The following is a 15,225-nucleotide window of genomic DNA, read 5'->3' as shown; positions in this document are numbered from 1 at the left end:
TAACAATATAATAATGACCACCACGGCAACTCAAGCCGGGTGGTCATTCATTTCTAGCGACGATTACTCTTCGGTATTGGTTGGTACTGGCGGCGCATCAACATCAACCCGATCAATACGCTGCAAGCCACGTGGTAACGGCGAACCTTTCCGACCCCGCTCTGCCCGGAATTTCTGTAAGTCTTCTGGGCGCAAGGTGAGCTTACGTTTACCAAAATGAAGAGTGATGGAGGTCTGAGGTGGCAGGACAAACAACCATGCCAGACGATCTTCACCCGCAGCCGCTTGTGCCGATGGGATGGAGACTATCTTATTACCCTTACCTTTTGATAACTCAGGCAGATCCGCGACCGGGAACATCAACATACGACCGGCGGCAGTAATAGATAACAACATGTCATCCGGCCCATGAATTTCTAACGGCGTCAACGCTTTGGCATTTTCCGGCAAGGTTATCATGGTCTTACCTGCACGGTTTTTAGCAACCAAATCATTAAAGGTACAGACGAAGCCATAACCGGCATCCGATGCCATCAATAATTTCTGGTCATCCGGTGCCATCAATACCTGTTCAATGGTTGCTCCCGGCGGCGGAGTCAGCTTACCGGTCAGTGGCTCCCCTTGCCCACGCGCAGAAGGCAAGGTCAGCGGATCCAATGCATAACTACGGCCCGTTGAATCAATAAACACCACCGGTTGGTTACTCATACCGCGAGCCGCAGCACGGAAACTATCACCCGCTTTATAACTCAATCCACTCGGATCAATATCATGGCCTTTGGCACTGCGCACCCAACCCATTTCAGACAGTACAATGGTAACCGGCTCTGAAGGGACAATGTCATGTTCGCTCATCGCTTTGGCTTCACCACGTTCGGTCAATGGTGAACGGCGATCATCACCGTAAGCGGCCGCATCAGCTTGAATCTCTTTCTTAATCAGCGTGTTGAGTTTACGTTCTGATGCCAATAATGCCTGTAGTTGATCACGCTCTTTGGCTAATTCATCTTGCTCGCCACGAATCTTCACCTCTTCCAATTTGGCTAAATGGCGAAGTTTCAATTCGAGGATAGCTTCAGCCTGCGTTTCCGAAATGGCAAAATGCTGCATCAGCAGTGGCTTTGGCTCATCTTCGGTGCGGATGATATGAATAACTTCATCAATATTAAGGAAGGCAATCAATAAACCTTCTAAAATATGCAGCCGTTTCAGTACCTTTTCCAAGCGGTAATTCAGACGGTTACGTACCGTTTGGCGGCGGAATACCAGCCACTCAGTTAGGATCTCTAATAACCCTTTCACTGATGGGCGATGATCCAGACCGATCATATTCATATTGATACGATAACTTCTTTCCAGATCAGTCGTGGCGAACAGGTGGTTCATCACTTGATCCAGATCGACCCGGTTGGTACGTGGAACTATTACCAGACGAGTAGGGTTTTCATGGTCAGATTCATCGCGTAAATCCTCAACCATTGGCAATTTCTTGGCACGCATCTGGCTGGCGATCTGTTCCAGCACTTTGGCACCAGAAACCTGATGCGGTAACGCTGTAATTACCGCACTGCCGTCTTCTTTCTTCCACAACGCCCGCATACGGACTGAGCCACGGCCATTCTGGTAAATTTTACGAATTTCATCACGCGGCGTGATAATTTCGGCTTCTGTTGGGAAATCCGGCCCTTGTACAAATTCCAGCAACTCTTCCAGTGAAGCAGTGGGTTTATCAATCAGTGCCAGCACCGCCTGTGCAATCTCACGCACGTTATGTGGCGGAATATCGGTTGCCATACCGACGGCGATGCCCGTAGTACCATTTAGCAGAATATTAGGCAGGCGCGCAGGTAGCATTTTCGGCTCCTGCATGGTGCCGTCGAAGTTTGGCACCCAGTCAACCGTCCCCTGCCCCAATTCGCCCAGTAAAACTTCAGCGTATTTGGATAAACGAGATTCGGTATAACGCATGGCGGCAAAGGATTTAGGGTCATCCGGTGCCCCCCAGTTCCCTTGCCCATCCACCAGCGGATAGCGATAGGAGAAAGGCTGCGCCATCAATACCATCGCTTCATAGCAAGCACTGTCACCATGTGGATGGTATTTACCCAGCACATCACCCACGGTACGAGCTGATTTCTTGAATTTGGCGCTATTGTTTAGCCCCAGTTCGGACATCGCATAGACAATACGCCGTTGTACCGGTTTCAAACCATCGCCGATAAACGGCAACGCCCGATCCATGATGACGTACATGGAATAGTTCAGATAGGCGTTTTCAGTAAAGGTGTGCAGTGGTAAGCGTTCTGCACCGTCATGAGTCAAATCACTCATTACTCAATTATCCTCAGACTCTGGGATGGCGATCACTGGCTTCAGCGGATCGGCACCGCAAGTTCATTGTCGATTTCTGCCCGCGATAGTACCTCATCTGCGGGGTTACTGTCACAACCCACAGATAAACTCAATCTTTCAGCTTTACAGCATTATCTTTCAAGCTTGCAACATCTGCCGCCCTTTCTATCAACGGGGTAACAAAACGATATCATCATGTAGCCTACCGCTTCTCTTCCCTTCATATACTGGCTATGCGCTGGACTTCCCTGCACTTTTATTTGCTCCCCCGATAACAGTGGTCGGGATGACGGCGTGCAAATCAACACACAGCGACAATGTCGTTTTTGCTTGCAGTCAATGTCGTTTCGCTTGCAATAGAAGTAGGAGAATACCCATGGCATCACCCAACATTCTGCTGTTACGCATCGATAACCGGTTGGTTCACGGTCAGGTCGGCGTGGCGTGGTCCTCATCTCTTGGGGCAAACCTGTTATTAGTTGCCGACGACGGTGTCGCGCAGGACAAACTCCAACAGCAAATTATGTCGATGACCGCCGAGTCTATGGGGTTAGGGATCCGTTTCTTCTCCATTCAGAAAACCATTGATGTTATTGGCAAAGCCTCTGCTGAACAGAAAATTTTTATCGTCTGTCGCACACCGGATGAAGCTCGCCGTTTGGTTGAGGGCGGGGTACCTATCCGCGATGTGAACGTCGGGAATATGCATTTTTCGGAAGGCAAACGTCCGCTAACCAAAAAAGTGTATGTCGATGATAACGATCTGGCCAACCTGCACGCAATTCAACAGCATAACGTAAATGTCTTTATTCAGGACACACCGAGTGACGGCAAAGATAAAATCCAGTAAATAGCCGCCGCATCAGGGTATAGCAATCTGAGAGTTTCGGACTTCATCCGATAATACCCTGCCCTACAACGCCTTTGGTGACGGAATTATTTATGCATGAAATAACAATGATGCAAGGTATTGGGCTGGCAATCATGGCACTGATTGTCGGGATCGATTTTTGGTTGGAAGCGTTGTATATCTTCCGCCCGCTAATCGTTTGTACCTTAACGGGTGCCATTCTCGGTGATATCCAAACGGGTTTGATTACCGGTGCATTGACCGAACTGGCCTTTACTGGCCTGACCCCGATTGGCGGTACCCAACCACCAAACCCAGTGCTGGCAGGTATTATGACGACCGTGATTGCCCACAGCACCGGTGTCGATGCGAAAACGGCCATCGGACTGGGCCTGCCCTTTAGCTTCTTAATGCAATACATCATTTTGTTCTATTACTCAGCATTTTCCTTCTTTATGCAGAAGGCTGACCGTTACGCAGAAGAAGCTGATGGCGCAGCTCTCGGGCGGCTGAACTTGTTGTTAACCGCCATTGTTGCTGTGACTTATGCCGCCGTGACGTTCTTGTGCGCTTACGTTTCACAGGGCGCGATGCAAAGCCTGGTGCGATCAATGCCAGCCTGGTTGACTCATGGCTTTGAGGTTGCCGGGGGTATCTTGCCTGCGGTTGGTTTCGGCTTACTGTTGAAAGTTATGATGAAAACCCCGTTCACCCCTTTCTTTATTATTGGTTTCCTGTTTGTCACCTTTATACCGGTACAGAATCTGTTGCCTGTTGCGCTACTGGGGACGGCTTTCGCTATCTACGAATATTACAACCAACAGAAAAAAGCCGCCCATGCTGCTGTCGCTCCTGAGGAGATGAATGATGGAATCTAATACCTTGCCAACAACGACAGATGCCAGCACTGAGCCAACCACCAAGTTGACGCGCCGGGATATCACCAAGTTGGGTTTTCGGTCAGCACTGTTACAGTCCGGTTTTAATTACGAACGTATGCAGGCGACTGGTTTTGCCAGTGCACAAGCCCCGTTGCTGAAGAAGATTTATGGTAATGACAAAGCCGCGCTGTCTGCCGCCATGAAAGATAATCTGGAGTTTATTAATACCAACACTAATGCGGTTGGTTTCCTGATGGGATTACTGATTTCTCTGGAGGAACGCCACGAAAGTCGAGACCTGATCAAAGGGTTGAAAGTGGCGTTGTTCGGGCCACTGGCGGGGATTGGTGATGCTATTTTCTGGTTCACTTTATTGCCGATTGTCGCGGGGGTTTGTGCCTCTTTTGCCAGTCAGGGCAGTATTTTGGGGCCAATCATCTTCTTCGTGGTTTATCTGGCGCTATTTTTACTGCGCGTGGTATGGACCCATCTGGGCTACACCTTGGGGGTAAGAGCCATCGATAAACTGCGTGCCAGTTCGGGGGCTATTTCCAGAGCAGCGACCATCCTTGGTGTGACAGTCGTTGGTGGGCTGATTGCTTCGTATGTCCATATTACCGTGGCGGCAAAAGTCGCGGTGACCGCGGGCCACGAGGTCTCTATTCAGGAAGCCTTCTTTGACAAAGTCTTCCCAAATCTGCTGCCCATGGTCTACACCTTGCTGATGTATTACCTGTTGCGCGCCAAGAAAGTCAGCCCGGTTACGCTCATTCTGGTGACTTTTGTATTGTCTATCGCACTGTCATGGCTCGGTGTGTTGTAGCACCTCAATCAGTCTCAATCTTTAATGCGCTGGCTAACGGCCAGCGCCCAAGGACCTTTTATGGTAAGCATTATCATCACCGGCCATGGGCGTTTTGCCAGTGGATTGTATAACGCAGTGGAACAAGTCATTGGCTCACAACCGCAAATCATTGCGGTCGACTTTCCGGTCGGTATGAGTACTCAACAGCTAGACCATGCGTTACAACAGGCACTGGATACATTACCTGTTGAGCACGGTGTGGTGTTCTTCACCGACTTGCTCGGGGGCTCCCCATTTCGCAGTGCAGTCCAATTGAGTGTGCATCAACCCCAATTTGAAGTGATTACCGGTACCAATATGCAGATGCTGGCGGAAACAGTGCTAGACCGAGATGAAATCCCTACAGCCCGCGCATTGGTTCAACAGTCACTGGCGGCGGGAAAACGGGGAATCGTTCATTTTGTCGTTGACAGTGAAACACCCAATAATGAGGAAAATGACGAGCAGGAGGGAATTTAATAATCCCATAATTCAAAATAGATCAGGGGGGCTGAAACTCAAGCGAGGGATTATATTAAGCCCCGCATAATCGCCCGGTTGGCTTCAGACGCCAGATAATGGCGGAGCTAAATGGTTAACCATTTAGTTCGCGGATAAAATCAATAAACGCTTTGAGTGGTGAAGGGATAAGACGACGGTCGGGATAGTACAGATATGGGCCTGAAAACTGCTGCCACCAGGGTGTTAGAATTGCTTCAAGTTCGCCACGTTCAATCGCGGGTCGCAGCCACTCTTCAAATAGATAGATTATCCCACCGCCAGCAATCGCCGTTGCCACCGCAAGGTCAACGGCAGCACCAATGCTAACCATTAGCGGGCCATTTGGCTTCACTCGCACCACCTCGCCGTCTCGCTCAAACTCCCATTCAGGCACTATGCCGCTGGCATAACGGCCACGAATACAGAGGTGGTTAAGGAGTTCGCTCGGATGTTCCGGCCGGCCATGCAGGTCGAGATACTCAGGAGCTGCGGCAACAGCAAAGCGCTGCTGACGTTTTCCTATCGGAAGCGCAATGACATCCTGTTCGAGACATTCATCATAGCGGATACCCGCATCACAGCCATCACGGAATACGTCCTGCACATTGCTTTCGGCCACCACCTCTAACTGAATGTCTGGATAACGTTTCAAAAAAGCAGGAACAATGGCAGGCAACACCAGCCGCGCAGCACTAACAGGGACATTTAGACGTAATGTGCCCGACGGGGTATCACGAAAGCGATTAACAATATCCAGTGCAGCATCAACTTCGCTCATCGCAGGCATTAACCGCTCCATCAGTGCTCTACCTACCTCAGTCAATGCCACCGTTCGAGTGGTTCGATGAAATAACCGGACACCCAGTTGCTGTTCCACCCGCCGCACCGCATCGCTGAGATACGAAGGATTACTGCCTATCATGCGCGCAGCCTCACGAAATCCGCCCGCTTTTGCCACCGCGACCACCGCATGAAGCAGTGCAATATCAATTTGCATTGTCCGCCACTCCGTACAACTTGTCTTCATTTAGCCAGATAGTTGCACAGCTATAAGCCAGCTACAATCATTGCGTTACTTACTCAGGAGATATCCCATGTCACAACGTACTCTTACTTATCGACTTGGCGATCGGCAGATTAATCGCCTCGGCTATGGCGCGATGCAACTGGCTGGCCCAGGCGTATTTGGCCCACCCGCGAATGAATCTCAGGCGATTCAGGTGTTGCGCGACGCCATCGAATCAGGGGTCCAACATATTGATACCAGTGATTTTTATGGGCCACATATTACTAACCAATTAATTAAACGAGCCCTCCATCCTTATCCTAATGATCTGTGTATTGTTACCAAGGTGGGCGCACTACGCGATAAGACGGGGAACTGGCTACCGGCATTCAGCGCCGATGAACTCACCCGCGCGGTCGAAGATAATCTGCGTCACCTTGGGCTTGATGTGTTGGAAGTCGTGAATTTGCGTAGCATGTTTGCTGTCCACCAACCGGCAGAAGGTTCCTTGGCCGCCCCCCTTGAGACACTGGTCAAACTGCAAGCGCGAGGGCTGATTCGCCATATTGGATTGAGTAACGTGACAGCAAAACAGGTCGCCGATGCCCAAAAAATCACCCCCATCGTCTGCGTACAGAACTTGTATAATCTGGCAAATCGCGATGACGACGCACTTGTCGACGAGCTTGCTGCACAGAATATCGCCTGGGTTCCTTTTTTCCCGCTCGGTGGCTTCACACCATTGCAGTCGACACAACTTAGCGAAGTCGCACAGTCACTGGGGGCCACGCCAATGCAGGTTGCGCTTGCCTGGCTGCTGCAACGCTCTCCAAATATCATGCTCATCCCTGGCACGTCATCACCGCAACATTTACAGGAGAACCTGGCCAGTGCTGAATTGATACTCTCAGCTAAGGTGGTGGAAAAGCTAAATAGCATTGGCTAACATTGCTGACTCTCTGATTATTCTCGCATTCTCTAATTTTTGCGCGTACTGCTTTGACACCTTGAACTTAAGATTTCACCGCGATTAAGGCAGTATTGAGCTGCTGCACAGCCTGCTGTGGAGTCTGCTCTGGATGGATAAAAAAGGAGTTCAGTACGTGGAAGAAGATCTCTTTGGTTTGTGCATCTGTCGCCATCGAATGCGCCATACTCGGCAGCAATTTACCCGAGGCCTCCGCCTGACGGAACGCCTTGCCTGACTGCTGCGCGCAGGAGTCAAAATCCTGCAAAGAAACATCCATTCGGGCGGGGATCGAGCCTTTTAGTTTATTAAACGTAACCTGAAACTGCTTATCCATCAGTACATCAGCCAAATGGCGTTGGCCCGATACCACGACTGGATTACCGTTTTGCTGCAAAATAGCAAAGCTGTCCGTGTTATAAATAAAATAGCCCTGAGTACCGGGAGCCAGCGCACACAAAAACGCTTGGCCGGGAATATCACCATCCTGCATCATCTCGCCTTTGGCCCAGTCGCCCATAATCATCATGGCAGCTTTACCACTGCGCAGCATTTCTACCGACTCATGCCACGGACGATTGGCGGCATCGGGGTCGATATAACCTTTAAGCTTGCGAAACTTTTCCAGCACTCGCACCATCTTCTCACTGGTGATGGCACTACTGCGCTGTTCCATAAACACCTGGCGGTAGAATTCCCCGCCTTCCATGCCTAACAGCAGATTCTCAAACACCGTGGCGTCCTGCCATGCCTGCCCGCCATGTGCCAATGGAATGTACCCGGCAGCTTGTAACTTATCGGCCGCGGCAAAAAACTCATCCCATGTGGTAGGTACGGCTAATTTCAATTTGGCGAAAGGTTTCGGGTTAATCCACATCCAATTGATACGATGTATGTTTACCGGTACGGCAACATACTCACCACGATATTTAATATTGGCTTTGATGGCGAGAGGCAAAGCCTGATCCCACTCAACGGTTTGCTCCGGCGTATAAGGGCTGGAGAGAAAGCCCAGTCTGGCCCACTCCTCAATGGCCTTACCTTCGAGTAACGCCGCCCCAGGCGGGTTACCGGCAATAGCACGCGTTTGCAATACACTGTATGCACTCTCTCCTGCACCACCAGCAACGGCAAAATCTTGCCAGTTATCCCCTTTTTCGGCCAGCGCCTGTTTTACCGATAATAGTGCCGCCTGCTCACTGGATGAAGTCCAATAATGCAGGACTTCAACGTTAACGGCAGTGGCATTGGTCGCGACCAACAGCAGAAAAATAAGAGATAGTGTCTTTAACATGCGTATTAGACTCAGTTATAACGTTGTAAACGGACTTCAACTATCAGCCCACTGGCGGGATGATTACGTAATGTCACTTCACCACCATGTGCTCTGGCAATGCTACGTGAGATAGCAAGCCCCAACCCACTGCCACGGTTATCCTGTTGCAAACGATAGTAAGGCTTAAATACTTTCTCCCACTGCTCCTCGAGAATTCCGGGGCCAAAATCACGGATAAACAGCATGATGTAATCTCGGTGATCTGACAGAATTATTTCTACTCGCTGCCCATAGTTCAGCCCATTCTCCACGATGTTATTAAGTAGGCGCTTAATCGCCAGAGGGCGGCCAAAGATCGGGCTGGCTTTACCGGAAACAGTAACATTGAGATAGGCGTCCATCGTTTGCCTTAGCAAATTCATGATATCTATGGACTCCATATTTTCATGTAAATCAGTATCCTTCATACTTTGCAGTGCGCCTTTGACCATCATTTCCAGGTCAGCGACATCCCGTTCAAATTTTTTCCCCAAAGTCTCATCTTCTAGCATTTCTACCCGCAACCGTAGGCGGGTTAGCGGGGTTTTCAAGTCATGACTGATAGCGGTAAATAGCATCTCACGATTATGCAGGTAAGCGCGCAGACGGCTTTGCATTTGATTGAAAGAACGGGTCGCGGTAACCAATTCTGCACTGCCTTCCTCTGGCAATGGTTCGCTGTCCAGTGAACTGTTGAGTTCAAGTGCGCCATGGGCTAGCCGTGCTAATGGTTTCAGCTCACGCCGAATCAGCCACCAGGTAAAAAGTAAAACCAGAAGCAAGCTACACAGGGTAAAGCCGACCTGACGCAAGCTAAACAGCGGGCTTTCTAACTGATCATAAGGCGGTGGCAGTGGTGCTGCCAGAAACAGCCATTCATTGGAATTCAGTTGTAACTGAATGACTAATACTGGCGCATCTTTATGGGATGTAGTGATACCAAAACGTACCCAGGCAGGGGGGAGATTATCAACCAGAACTCCGGCGTTAAAAACTTTCAGTTGATCTGCGGGTGTCAGGGAGATAATCGCCGCCTGCCGTTCCCCTAATTGTGTTCGCAGTTCTTGTTTTGCCTGCGAGACCACGGTTCTGGCGGCCTGACTGTTCAGCAATTGCACTTCATCCAATACATGGTTATTGATCGAAATAAAAAACTGCGAGCCACCTAACGCCAATTGTTGTTGCAACACTAAATGGCGGTAGTTATACGGCAGAGATGACATAAAGTTGTAGCTAGTCAGCATCCCTTGCACCAGCCCTTTGATAGTACTTTCCAGACTGGCCTGATTGCGCAGACTAAACTGACGATACCAAATTGAACCAGAGATACTTTCTGCCAGCAGCAGGGCAATCACCAGCATGCACAGCATGCGGCTCAGAAGTGAACGCGGCCAGAGTGGCCGGAACATATCCTGTAGCCAACGGACATAACGGCCCGAATCAATATTCACGGGTAACATCACAACATAGCATGTAACCCTGATTACGCAGGGTACGCAGTAGTAAGCGCTGGCTATCTTGTAGACGCTGACGTAAGCGGCTGATTTGCACATCAATCCCTCGCTCCAAAGGGTTATTTTCCCGTCGGCGGGTTATCTCAGATATTTGATCTCGGTCGAGGATCTGATTGGGATGACGTAAAAATAACGAGAGCAACGTAAATTCAATCCCCGACAACGGCTCACTCTGCTTTTGCGGATCAATAAGCTCCCGCCGGACTAAATCCAGTTTCCAGCCGTTAAAACACAAAAATCGTGCCTCAATGCCAGGGCTTTGCACAATTTGATTGCGACGTAATAACGCCTTAACTCGCGCCAGCAACTCGCGGGCACTGAACGGTTTAGCCAGATAATCATCTGCACCTAGCTCTAACCCAATCACTTTGTCACTTTCATCAGATGCCGCCGTCAGCATGATGATCGGCACTGCCGATACTTGCCGTGCTTTACGGCAGAGGGTGAAGCCGTCATCACCAGGCAACATGACATCCAAAATGACTAAATCCACAGACTCTTGCTTCAATGTTGCCAGCAAATGTTCACCATCAGGCAGCGAAAGCACACGAAAATTCGCTTTAGTGAAGTATTCCGTCAGTAAGCTGCGGATCTCTTCATCATCATCAATCACGAGCAAAGTATGAGGGGACATAATGGCGCTGACCTGAGTAAACGAGTGTCGCTAAAAGACAAGCAGTGTACCGCTATAACTCGGTACGCAGCTATATGCTACCAGGTATTAACTTCGTTCTGAGAGCTGCCTCAAAACTGTTATTCTGCTGTTTCTGCCATATGAAATCCAATGCGGGGAGCTTCGCATATTTACAGTTCAAAAGGTTTAAATGCAGGGGCTTTATTGCTTATTTAGCAAGAGTGTTATGCATTATTGTCCATTTTTCTCTCGCGTAAAAACCATTAGCATACTCAGCATTCCGGGTAGGCCGCTGTTTTGTGTTATTAGCCCCCGCTTCACAAGGATTATATCAATGAGTAACGCATTAATTATTAACGCCATGAAAGAGTTTGCGCACTCCAAAGGGGCGCTTAATCTCACGCTCACGAATGTCGCTGCCGACTTCCTACGTGAAAATGGTCATCAGGTGAAAATCACCACGGTTGATGAAGGCTATGATATTGAAAGTGAAATTGAAAAATATCTGTGGGCCGATACCGTTATTTATCAAATGCCCGGTTGGTGGATGGGTGAACCGTGGATCCTGAAAAAATATATTGATGACGTCTTTACCGCAGGTCACGGCAAACTGTATGCCAGTGATGGCCGTACCCGTTCTGATGCCACTAAAGGCTATGGTTCTGGCGGTTTGATTCAGGGTAAAACCTACATGCTGTCAGTCACCTGGAACGCACCACTTGCAGCGTTCAATGACCCGAAACAGTTCTTCCATGGGGTGGGCGTTGACGGTGTGTATCTGCATTTCCATAAAGCGAACCAATTCCTTGGTATGGAACCTCTGCCAACATTTATGTGTAATGATGTGATTAAACAACCAGACATTGAAGGTGACATCAGCCGTTACCGTCAGCATTTAGCCGAAAACTTTAACTATCAGGCCGTTTGATTTCCTATCAGAGATAAATAGAGGCAGTAATGATTACCGTTTTTGCAGAAATCAAAGTCAAACCAGGGCGCCGTCAGGCGGTATTGCAGGCAATTGAGAAGCTTATTCCGGCGGTACTGGCCGAGGAAGGTTGTGGCGGTTATGTGCCGATGGTTGACGTTCCCACCCAGCTTGACTGGCAAAAGAACTCGCCGGACTCTATTTTCATGCTGGAGAAGTGGCAAAGTGTGCATCATCTGGAGTTACATTTGCAGATGGAACATATGCATCAACACCGTGAAGTGATTAAGGATGATGTGTTGGATGTGAACATTCACATTTTAAATAACGCCTAATCAGCCTATCCCCAAAGTAATTGGAGTTGCAGGTAGGCAGCAAGCAAACGCATCCCGATGAGCTTACTCAAGTAAGTGATTCGGGGAACAAATCTGTCGGGAACAGATTTGAACGCTGTTTGCAGCGGCCTCGCAGAGGCGAGGCCCACGGATGGGCCGAGTAACTAGCGCAGCTAACACCCCTGCAGCTTCAAGTACGAAGGGGATATCTGAGCCAATGACTCCCCTGCAACCGAATCTGCTCACTCACATAATCGAGAAAACAGGTAATCCGCGCAGCAAGTTGTGTATTGCGATAATACACTGCATTGATCGGTTGCCAGGTTTCCAGAGTTTGATCCGCCATGACTTCAACCAAACGCCCCGCCAGTTGATCTTCACGCGTCATAAAATCAGAGAGTTCGACGATCCCTTCACCCTGTAAAGCCAATAAACGCAGCGTTTCGCCGCTGGAAGCCGCTAAATTCGGGATAATCGACGAACGCCCGCCTGGCAAATGAGGTAGCGACCACTGATTAAGGAATTCCGGCTGTGTAAAACCCAACAGGCTGTGATCAGCCAGTTCATCAATAGTGTGCGGGGTACCGTGACATTGCAGATAGTCGGGACTGGCAAGAATACGCACCCGGCTGGCACCCAGCAAACGTGCATGAATAGTGGAGTCGCGCAAAGCACCAATGCGGATCGCGATATCAGTACGTTGCTCCAACAGATCGATATTAAGATCGTCGGTATTCAGTTCAAGAATGATTTGCGGATATAAGGCGCGAAAGCCGCTGATCATCGGCACGATAACGTGCTGCATAAAGGGGGCTGCTGCATTCACTCGCAACCGACCAGCAGGCTTCAACCGCCGCAGAGCAATCTGTTCCTCAGCATCATCTACCGCGCCAAGAATCTGGCGTGCATGGCTGAGAAACAGCTCGCCCTCTTCGGTCAATTCCAACCGACGGGTGGTGCGGCGTAGCAAAGTGGTCGCCAGCTTTTGCTCCAATCGGCTCAATGCACGGCTGATACCCGATGTGGTCTGGCTACGTTGCTCTGCCGCCGCGGTAATCGAGCCGCAGTCAACTACCGAGGTAAATGCCTGCAACTCTTCTAACGTCACTTTCATCGATCAAACCTCGATTTCAGCGGTATCCCCTTTCTCTTGCAGCCAATTGCGCCGATCTTCGGAACGCTTTTTCGCTAACAACATGTCCATCATTGCTAACGTTTTATCAATATCATCATCACCAATGGTCAATTGCACCAGACGACGGGTATTCGGATCGAGAGTCGTTTCACGTAACTGCAGCGGGTTCATTTCACCCAACCCTTTAAACCGCTGAACGTTGGGTTTCCCGCGTTTGCGTTTCAGTTGTTCCAGAACACCCGCTTTCTCTTCTTCATCCAAGGCATAAAACACTTCTTTGCCTAAATCGATGCGATACAGTGGTGGCATCGCCACATAAACGTGACCGTTGCGCACCAACGCCCGGAAGTGGCGCACAAACAGTGCGCACAGCAGAGTGGCAATATGTAGACCATCGGAGTCCGCATCCGCCAGGATACAAATTTTGCCATAACGAAGTTGGCTCAAATCTTCACTATCTGGATCAATACCAATAGCTACCGAGATGTCGTGTACTTCCTGCGAGGCCAGCACTTCATCTGACGAAACTTCCCAGGTATTCAGGATCTTGCCTTTCAGCGGCATGATTGCCTGATATTCACGATCACGTGCTTGTTTGGCCGAACCGCCTGCGGAATCCCCCTCCACCAAGAACAATTCGGTCATGCTCAGATCCTGCGAAGTACAATCCGCCAGTTTACCGGGCAATGCCGGACCGCTGGTCAGCTTCTTACGCACCACTTTTTTCGCCGCACGCATACGGCGCTGAGCACTGGAAATGGCCAATTCAGCCAGTTGTTCTGCCGCTTGTATATTCTGATTCAACCATAGGCTGAAGGCATCTTTTACCACACCGGACACAAAAGCAGCGCACTGACGTGAGGAGAGCCGCTCTTTCGTTTGGCCGGCAAATTGTGGGTCCTGCATTTTTACTGACAACACATAAGCACAGCGTTCCCAGATATCATCGGCCGAAAGTTTGACGCCACGGGGCAAAATATTGCGGTATTCGCAGAAATCGCGCATGGCATCCAGCAAACCCTGACGCAAACCGTTGACGTGAGTTCCGCCCTGCATGGTGGGGATCAGGTTGACGTAGCTTTCTGTCAACAGTTCACCGCCTTCTGGCAACCACAACAGCGCCCAATCAATCGCTTCAGTATCACCGGCAAAAGAGCCGACAAACGGTGCTTCTGGCAGGGTAATCAAGCCATCAACAGCTTCCATCAGATAATCGGTCAGGCCATCGGCATAGCACCAACGCTGCTCGGTATTATTCACCAGATCTTTAAAGACGATTTCTACGCCGGGGCACAACACGGCTTTCGCTTTCAGCAAATGGGATAAACGCGAAACCGAGAAACGTGGGCTATCGAAGAATGAGACATCCGGCCAGAAATGCACGCTGGTACCGGTATTGCGCTTACCGCATGTCCCGATAACTTGTAGTTCCTGCACTTTATCGCCATTTTCAAAGGCAATACTGTAGATTTGGCTATCACGGCGCACCGTGACCTCTACCCGCTTGGATAAAGCATTCACAACTGAAATGCCTACACCGTGCAAACCACCAGAGAACTGATAGTTTTTATTCGAGAATTTGCCGCCTGCGTGTAACCGACACATAATCAGTTCAACGGCGGGAACACCTTCTTCTGGATGGATATCAACAGGCATACCACGGCCATCATCAGTCACTTCCAGCGATTGATCGGCGTGCAGAATAACGTCAATACGCCGGGCGTGGCCCGCCAGCGCCTCATCGACGCTGTTATCAATCACCTCTTGACCAAGGTGGTTTGGCCGCGTGGTATCCGTATACATGCCCGGACGACGACGCACTGGTTCTAAACCGCTGAGTACTTCAATGGCATCAGCGTTATAGCTGGATTCAGTCATGGTTGATTAATATTCGGCTAATGGTTGGAAGGCTGGCGGTGACATGCCCGGTGGGCCATCTCGGCCCCAGTGCAATACCCACTGT

Annotated in this window: 14 protein-coding genes; 7 read left to right on the top strand and 7 right to left on the bottom strand. The window is 49.8% G+C overall.

Annotation, left to right across the window (positions count from 1 at the left end; all coding sequences use genetic code 11):
* Nucleotides 1-63 precede the first annotated feature (63 nt).
* The gene (parC, locus tag Q2T71_RS21710; protein WP_005188260.1) at nucleotides 64-2,331 is read right to left on the bottom strand and encodes a DNA topoisomerase IV subunit A; all 2,268 of its coding nucleotides are present in this window, start codon (nucleotides 2,329-2,331) and stop codon (nucleotides 64-66) included.
* A gap of 397 nt (nucleotides 2,332-2,728) precedes the next feature.
* On the opposite strand from parC, the gene agaB reads away from it, so the two are divergent.
* The 4 genes from agaB to agaF all read left to right on the top strand — a co-directional run bounded on the left by agaB (nucleotide 2,729) and on the right by agaF (nucleotide 5,407).
* Nucleotides 2,729-3,202, top strand: a complete 474-nt coding sequence (gene agaB, locus Q2T71_RS21705; protein ID WP_372560494.1) for a PTS galactosamine transporter subunit IIB — start codon at nucleotides 2,729-2,731, stop codon at nucleotides 3,200-3,202.
* A 92-nt stretch (nucleotides 3,203-3,294) separates the two neighbouring features.
* A complete protein-coding gene (gene agaC, locus Q2T71_RS21700) occupies nucleotides 3,295-4,080 on the top strand; it encodes a PTS galactosamine transporter subunit IIC (protein WP_372560493.1) in 786 nt (261 codons plus the stop codon).
* Nucleotides 4,070-4,906, top strand: a complete 837-nt coding sequence (gene agaD / locus Q2T71_RS21695; RefSeq protein ID WP_372560697.1) for a PTS galactosamine transporter subunit IID — start codon at nucleotides 4,070-4,072, stop codon at nucleotides 4,904-4,906. Before agaC ends, agaD begins: the two co-directional genes overlap by 11 nt.
* A 60-nt stretch (nucleotides 4,907-4,966) precedes the next feature.
* Complete coding sequence (gene agaF, locus Q2T71_RS21690; protein WP_372560492.1) at nucleotides 4,967-5,407, top strand: PTS galactosamine/N-acetylgalactosamine transporter subunit IIA; 441 nt, start codon at nucleotides 4,967-4,969, stop codon at nucleotides 5,405-5,407.
* A 115-nt stretch (nucleotides 5,408-5,522) separates the two neighbouring features.
* Here agaF and Q2T71_RS21685 read toward each other — a convergent pair whose 3' ends face one another.
* Nucleotides 5,523-6,425: a LysR family transcriptional regulator gene (locus tag Q2T71_RS21685; protein ID WP_372560491.1), complete on the bottom strand. Its 903-nt coding sequence runs from the start codon at nucleotides 6,423-6,425 to the stop codon at nucleotides 5,523-5,525.
* Nucleotides 6,426-6,522: 97 nt separating this feature from the next.
* Here Q2T71_RS21685 and Q2T71_RS21680 point away from each other — a divergent pair, with 97 nt between their 5' ends.
* A complete protein-coding gene (locus Q2T71_RS21680) occupies nucleotides 6,523-7,380 on the top strand; it encodes an aldo/keto reductase family oxidoreductase (protein WP_372560490.1) in 858 nt (285 codons plus the stop codon).
* A gap of 67 nt (nucleotides 7,381-7,447) precedes the next feature.
* Here the strand turns inward: Q2T71_RS21680 and Q2T71_RS21675 are convergent, their stop codons facing one another.
* The 3 genes from Q2T71_RS21675 to Q2T71_RS21665 are packed head-to-tail and all read right to left on the bottom strand — an operon-like array spanning nucleotide 7,448 to nucleotide 10,864.
* A complete protein-coding gene (locus Q2T71_RS21675) occupies nucleotides 7,448-8,695 on the bottom strand; it encodes an ABC transporter substrate-binding protein (protein ID WP_372560489.1) in 1,248 nt (415 codons plus the stop codon).
* An 11-nt stretch (nucleotides 8,696-8,706) separates the two neighbouring features.
* Nucleotides 8,707-10,176 carry an ATP-binding protein gene (locus Q2T71_RS21670; protein ID WP_227746580.1) on the bottom strand — a complete coding sequence of 490 codons (1,470 nt, stop codon included), beginning with the start codon at nucleotides 10,174-10,176 and terminating at the stop codon, nucleotides 8,707-8,709.
* Nucleotides 10,157-10,864 carry a response regulator gene (locus Q2T71_RS21665; RefSeq protein ID WP_372560488.1) on the bottom strand — a complete coding sequence of 236 codons (708 nt, stop codon included), beginning with the start codon at nucleotides 10,862-10,864 and terminating at the stop codon, nucleotides 10,157-10,159. Before Q2T71_RS21665 ends, Q2T71_RS21670 begins: the two co-directional genes overlap by 20 nt.
* Before the next feature lie 334 nt (nucleotides 10,865-11,198).
* On the opposite strand from Q2T71_RS21665, the gene Q2T71_RS21660 reads away from it, so the two are divergent.
* Together Q2T71_RS21660 and Q2T71_RS21655 are read left to right on the top strand one after the other, a co-directional pair.
* Nucleotides 11,199-11,792 carry an NAD(P)H-dependent oxidoreductase gene (locus Q2T71_RS21660; RefSeq protein WP_372560487.1) on the top strand — a complete coding sequence of 198 codons (594 nt, stop codon included), beginning with the start codon at nucleotides 11,199-11,201 and terminating at the stop codon, nucleotides 11,790-11,792.
* A 29-nt stretch (nucleotides 11,793-11,821) separates the two neighbouring features.
* Nucleotides 11,822-12,127: a putative quinol monooxygenase gene (locus Q2T71_RS21655; RefSeq protein WP_005188293.1), complete on the top strand. Its 306-nt coding sequence runs from the start codon at nucleotides 11,822-11,824 to the stop codon at nucleotides 12,125-12,127.
* Nucleotides 12,128-12,317: 190 nt separating this feature from the next.
* On the opposite strand, the gene Q2T71_RS21650 is transcribed toward Q2T71_RS21655, so the two are convergent.
* Nucleotides 12,318-13,241: a LysR substrate-binding domain-containing protein gene (locus Q2T71_RS21650; protein ID WP_372560486.1), complete on the bottom strand. Its 924-nt coding sequence runs from the start codon at nucleotides 13,239-13,241 to the stop codon at nucleotides 12,318-12,320.
* A 3-nt stretch (nucleotides 13,242-13,244) separates the two neighbouring features.
* A complete protein-coding gene (gene parE, locus Q2T71_RS21645; protein WP_372560485.1) occupies nucleotides 13,245-15,140 on the bottom strand; it encodes a DNA topoisomerase IV subunit B in 1,896 nt (631 codons plus the stop codon).
* Nucleotides 15,141-15,225 lie beyond the last annotated feature (85 nt).

It is taken from the genome of Yersinia sp. 1652 StPb PI, from assembly GCF_041538345.1.
Taxonomy (GTDB): Bacteria; Pseudomonadota; Gammaproteobacteria; order Enterobacterales; family Enterobacteriaceae; genus Yersinia; species Yersinia enterocolitica_E.
The sequence above is the reverse complement of the archived record's forward strand: the minus strand, read 5'-3'. Positions and strand labels throughout refer to the sequence as shown.

Coding starts and splice junctions, on each gene's coding strand:
- agaB (WP_372560494.1), top strand. CDS start 2,729: ATGGCATCACCCAACATTCTGCTGTTACGCATCGATAACCGGTTGGTT.
- Q2T71_RS21660 (WP_372560487.1), top strand. CDS start 11,199: ATGAGTAACGCATTAATTATTAACGCCATGAAAGAGTTTGCGCACTCC.
- parC (WP_005188260.1), bottom strand. CDS start 2,331: ATGAGTGATTTGACTCATGACGGTGCAGAACGCTTACCACTGCACACC.
- parE (WP_372560485.1), bottom strand. CDS start 15,140: ATGACTGAATCCAGCTATAACGCTGATGCCATTGAAGTACTCAGCGGT.
- Q2T71_RS21675 (WP_372560489.1), bottom strand. CDS start 8,695: ATGTTAAAGACACTATCTCTTATTTTTCTGCTGTTGGTCGCGACCAAT.
- Q2T71_RS21655 (WP_005188293.1), top strand. CDS start 11,822: ATGATTACCGTTTTTGCAGAAATCAAAGTCAAACCAGGGCGCCGTCAG.
- agaC (WP_372560493.1), top strand. CDS start 3,295: ATGCATGAAATAACAATGATGCAAGGTATTGGGCTGGCAATCATGGCA.
- Q2T71_RS21650 (WP_372560486.1), bottom strand. CDS start 13,241: ATGAAAGTGACGTTAGAAGAGTTGCAGGCATTTACCTCGGTAGTTGAC.
- Q2T71_RS21680 (WP_372560490.1), top strand. CDS start 6,523: ATGTCACAACGTACTCTTACTTATCGACTTGGCGATCGGCAGATTAAT.
- agaF (WP_372560492.1), top strand. CDS start 4,967: ATGGTAAGCATTATCATCACCGGCCATGGGCGTTTTGCCAGTGGATTG.
- Q2T71_RS21665 (WP_372560488.1), bottom strand. CDS start 10,864: ATGTCCCCTCATACTTTGCTCGTGATTGATGATGATGAAGAGATCCGC.
- Q2T71_RS21670 (WP_227746580.1), bottom strand. CDS start 10,176: ATGTTACCCGTGAATATTGATTCGGGCCGTTATGTCCGTTGGCTACAG.
- Q2T71_RS21685 (WP_372560491.1), bottom strand. CDS start 6,425: ATGCAAATTGATATTGCACTGCTTCATGCGGTGGTCGCGGTGGCAAAA.
- agaD (WP_372560697.1), top strand. CDS start 4,070: ATGGAATCTAATACCTTGCCAACAACGACAGATGCCAGCACTGAGCCA.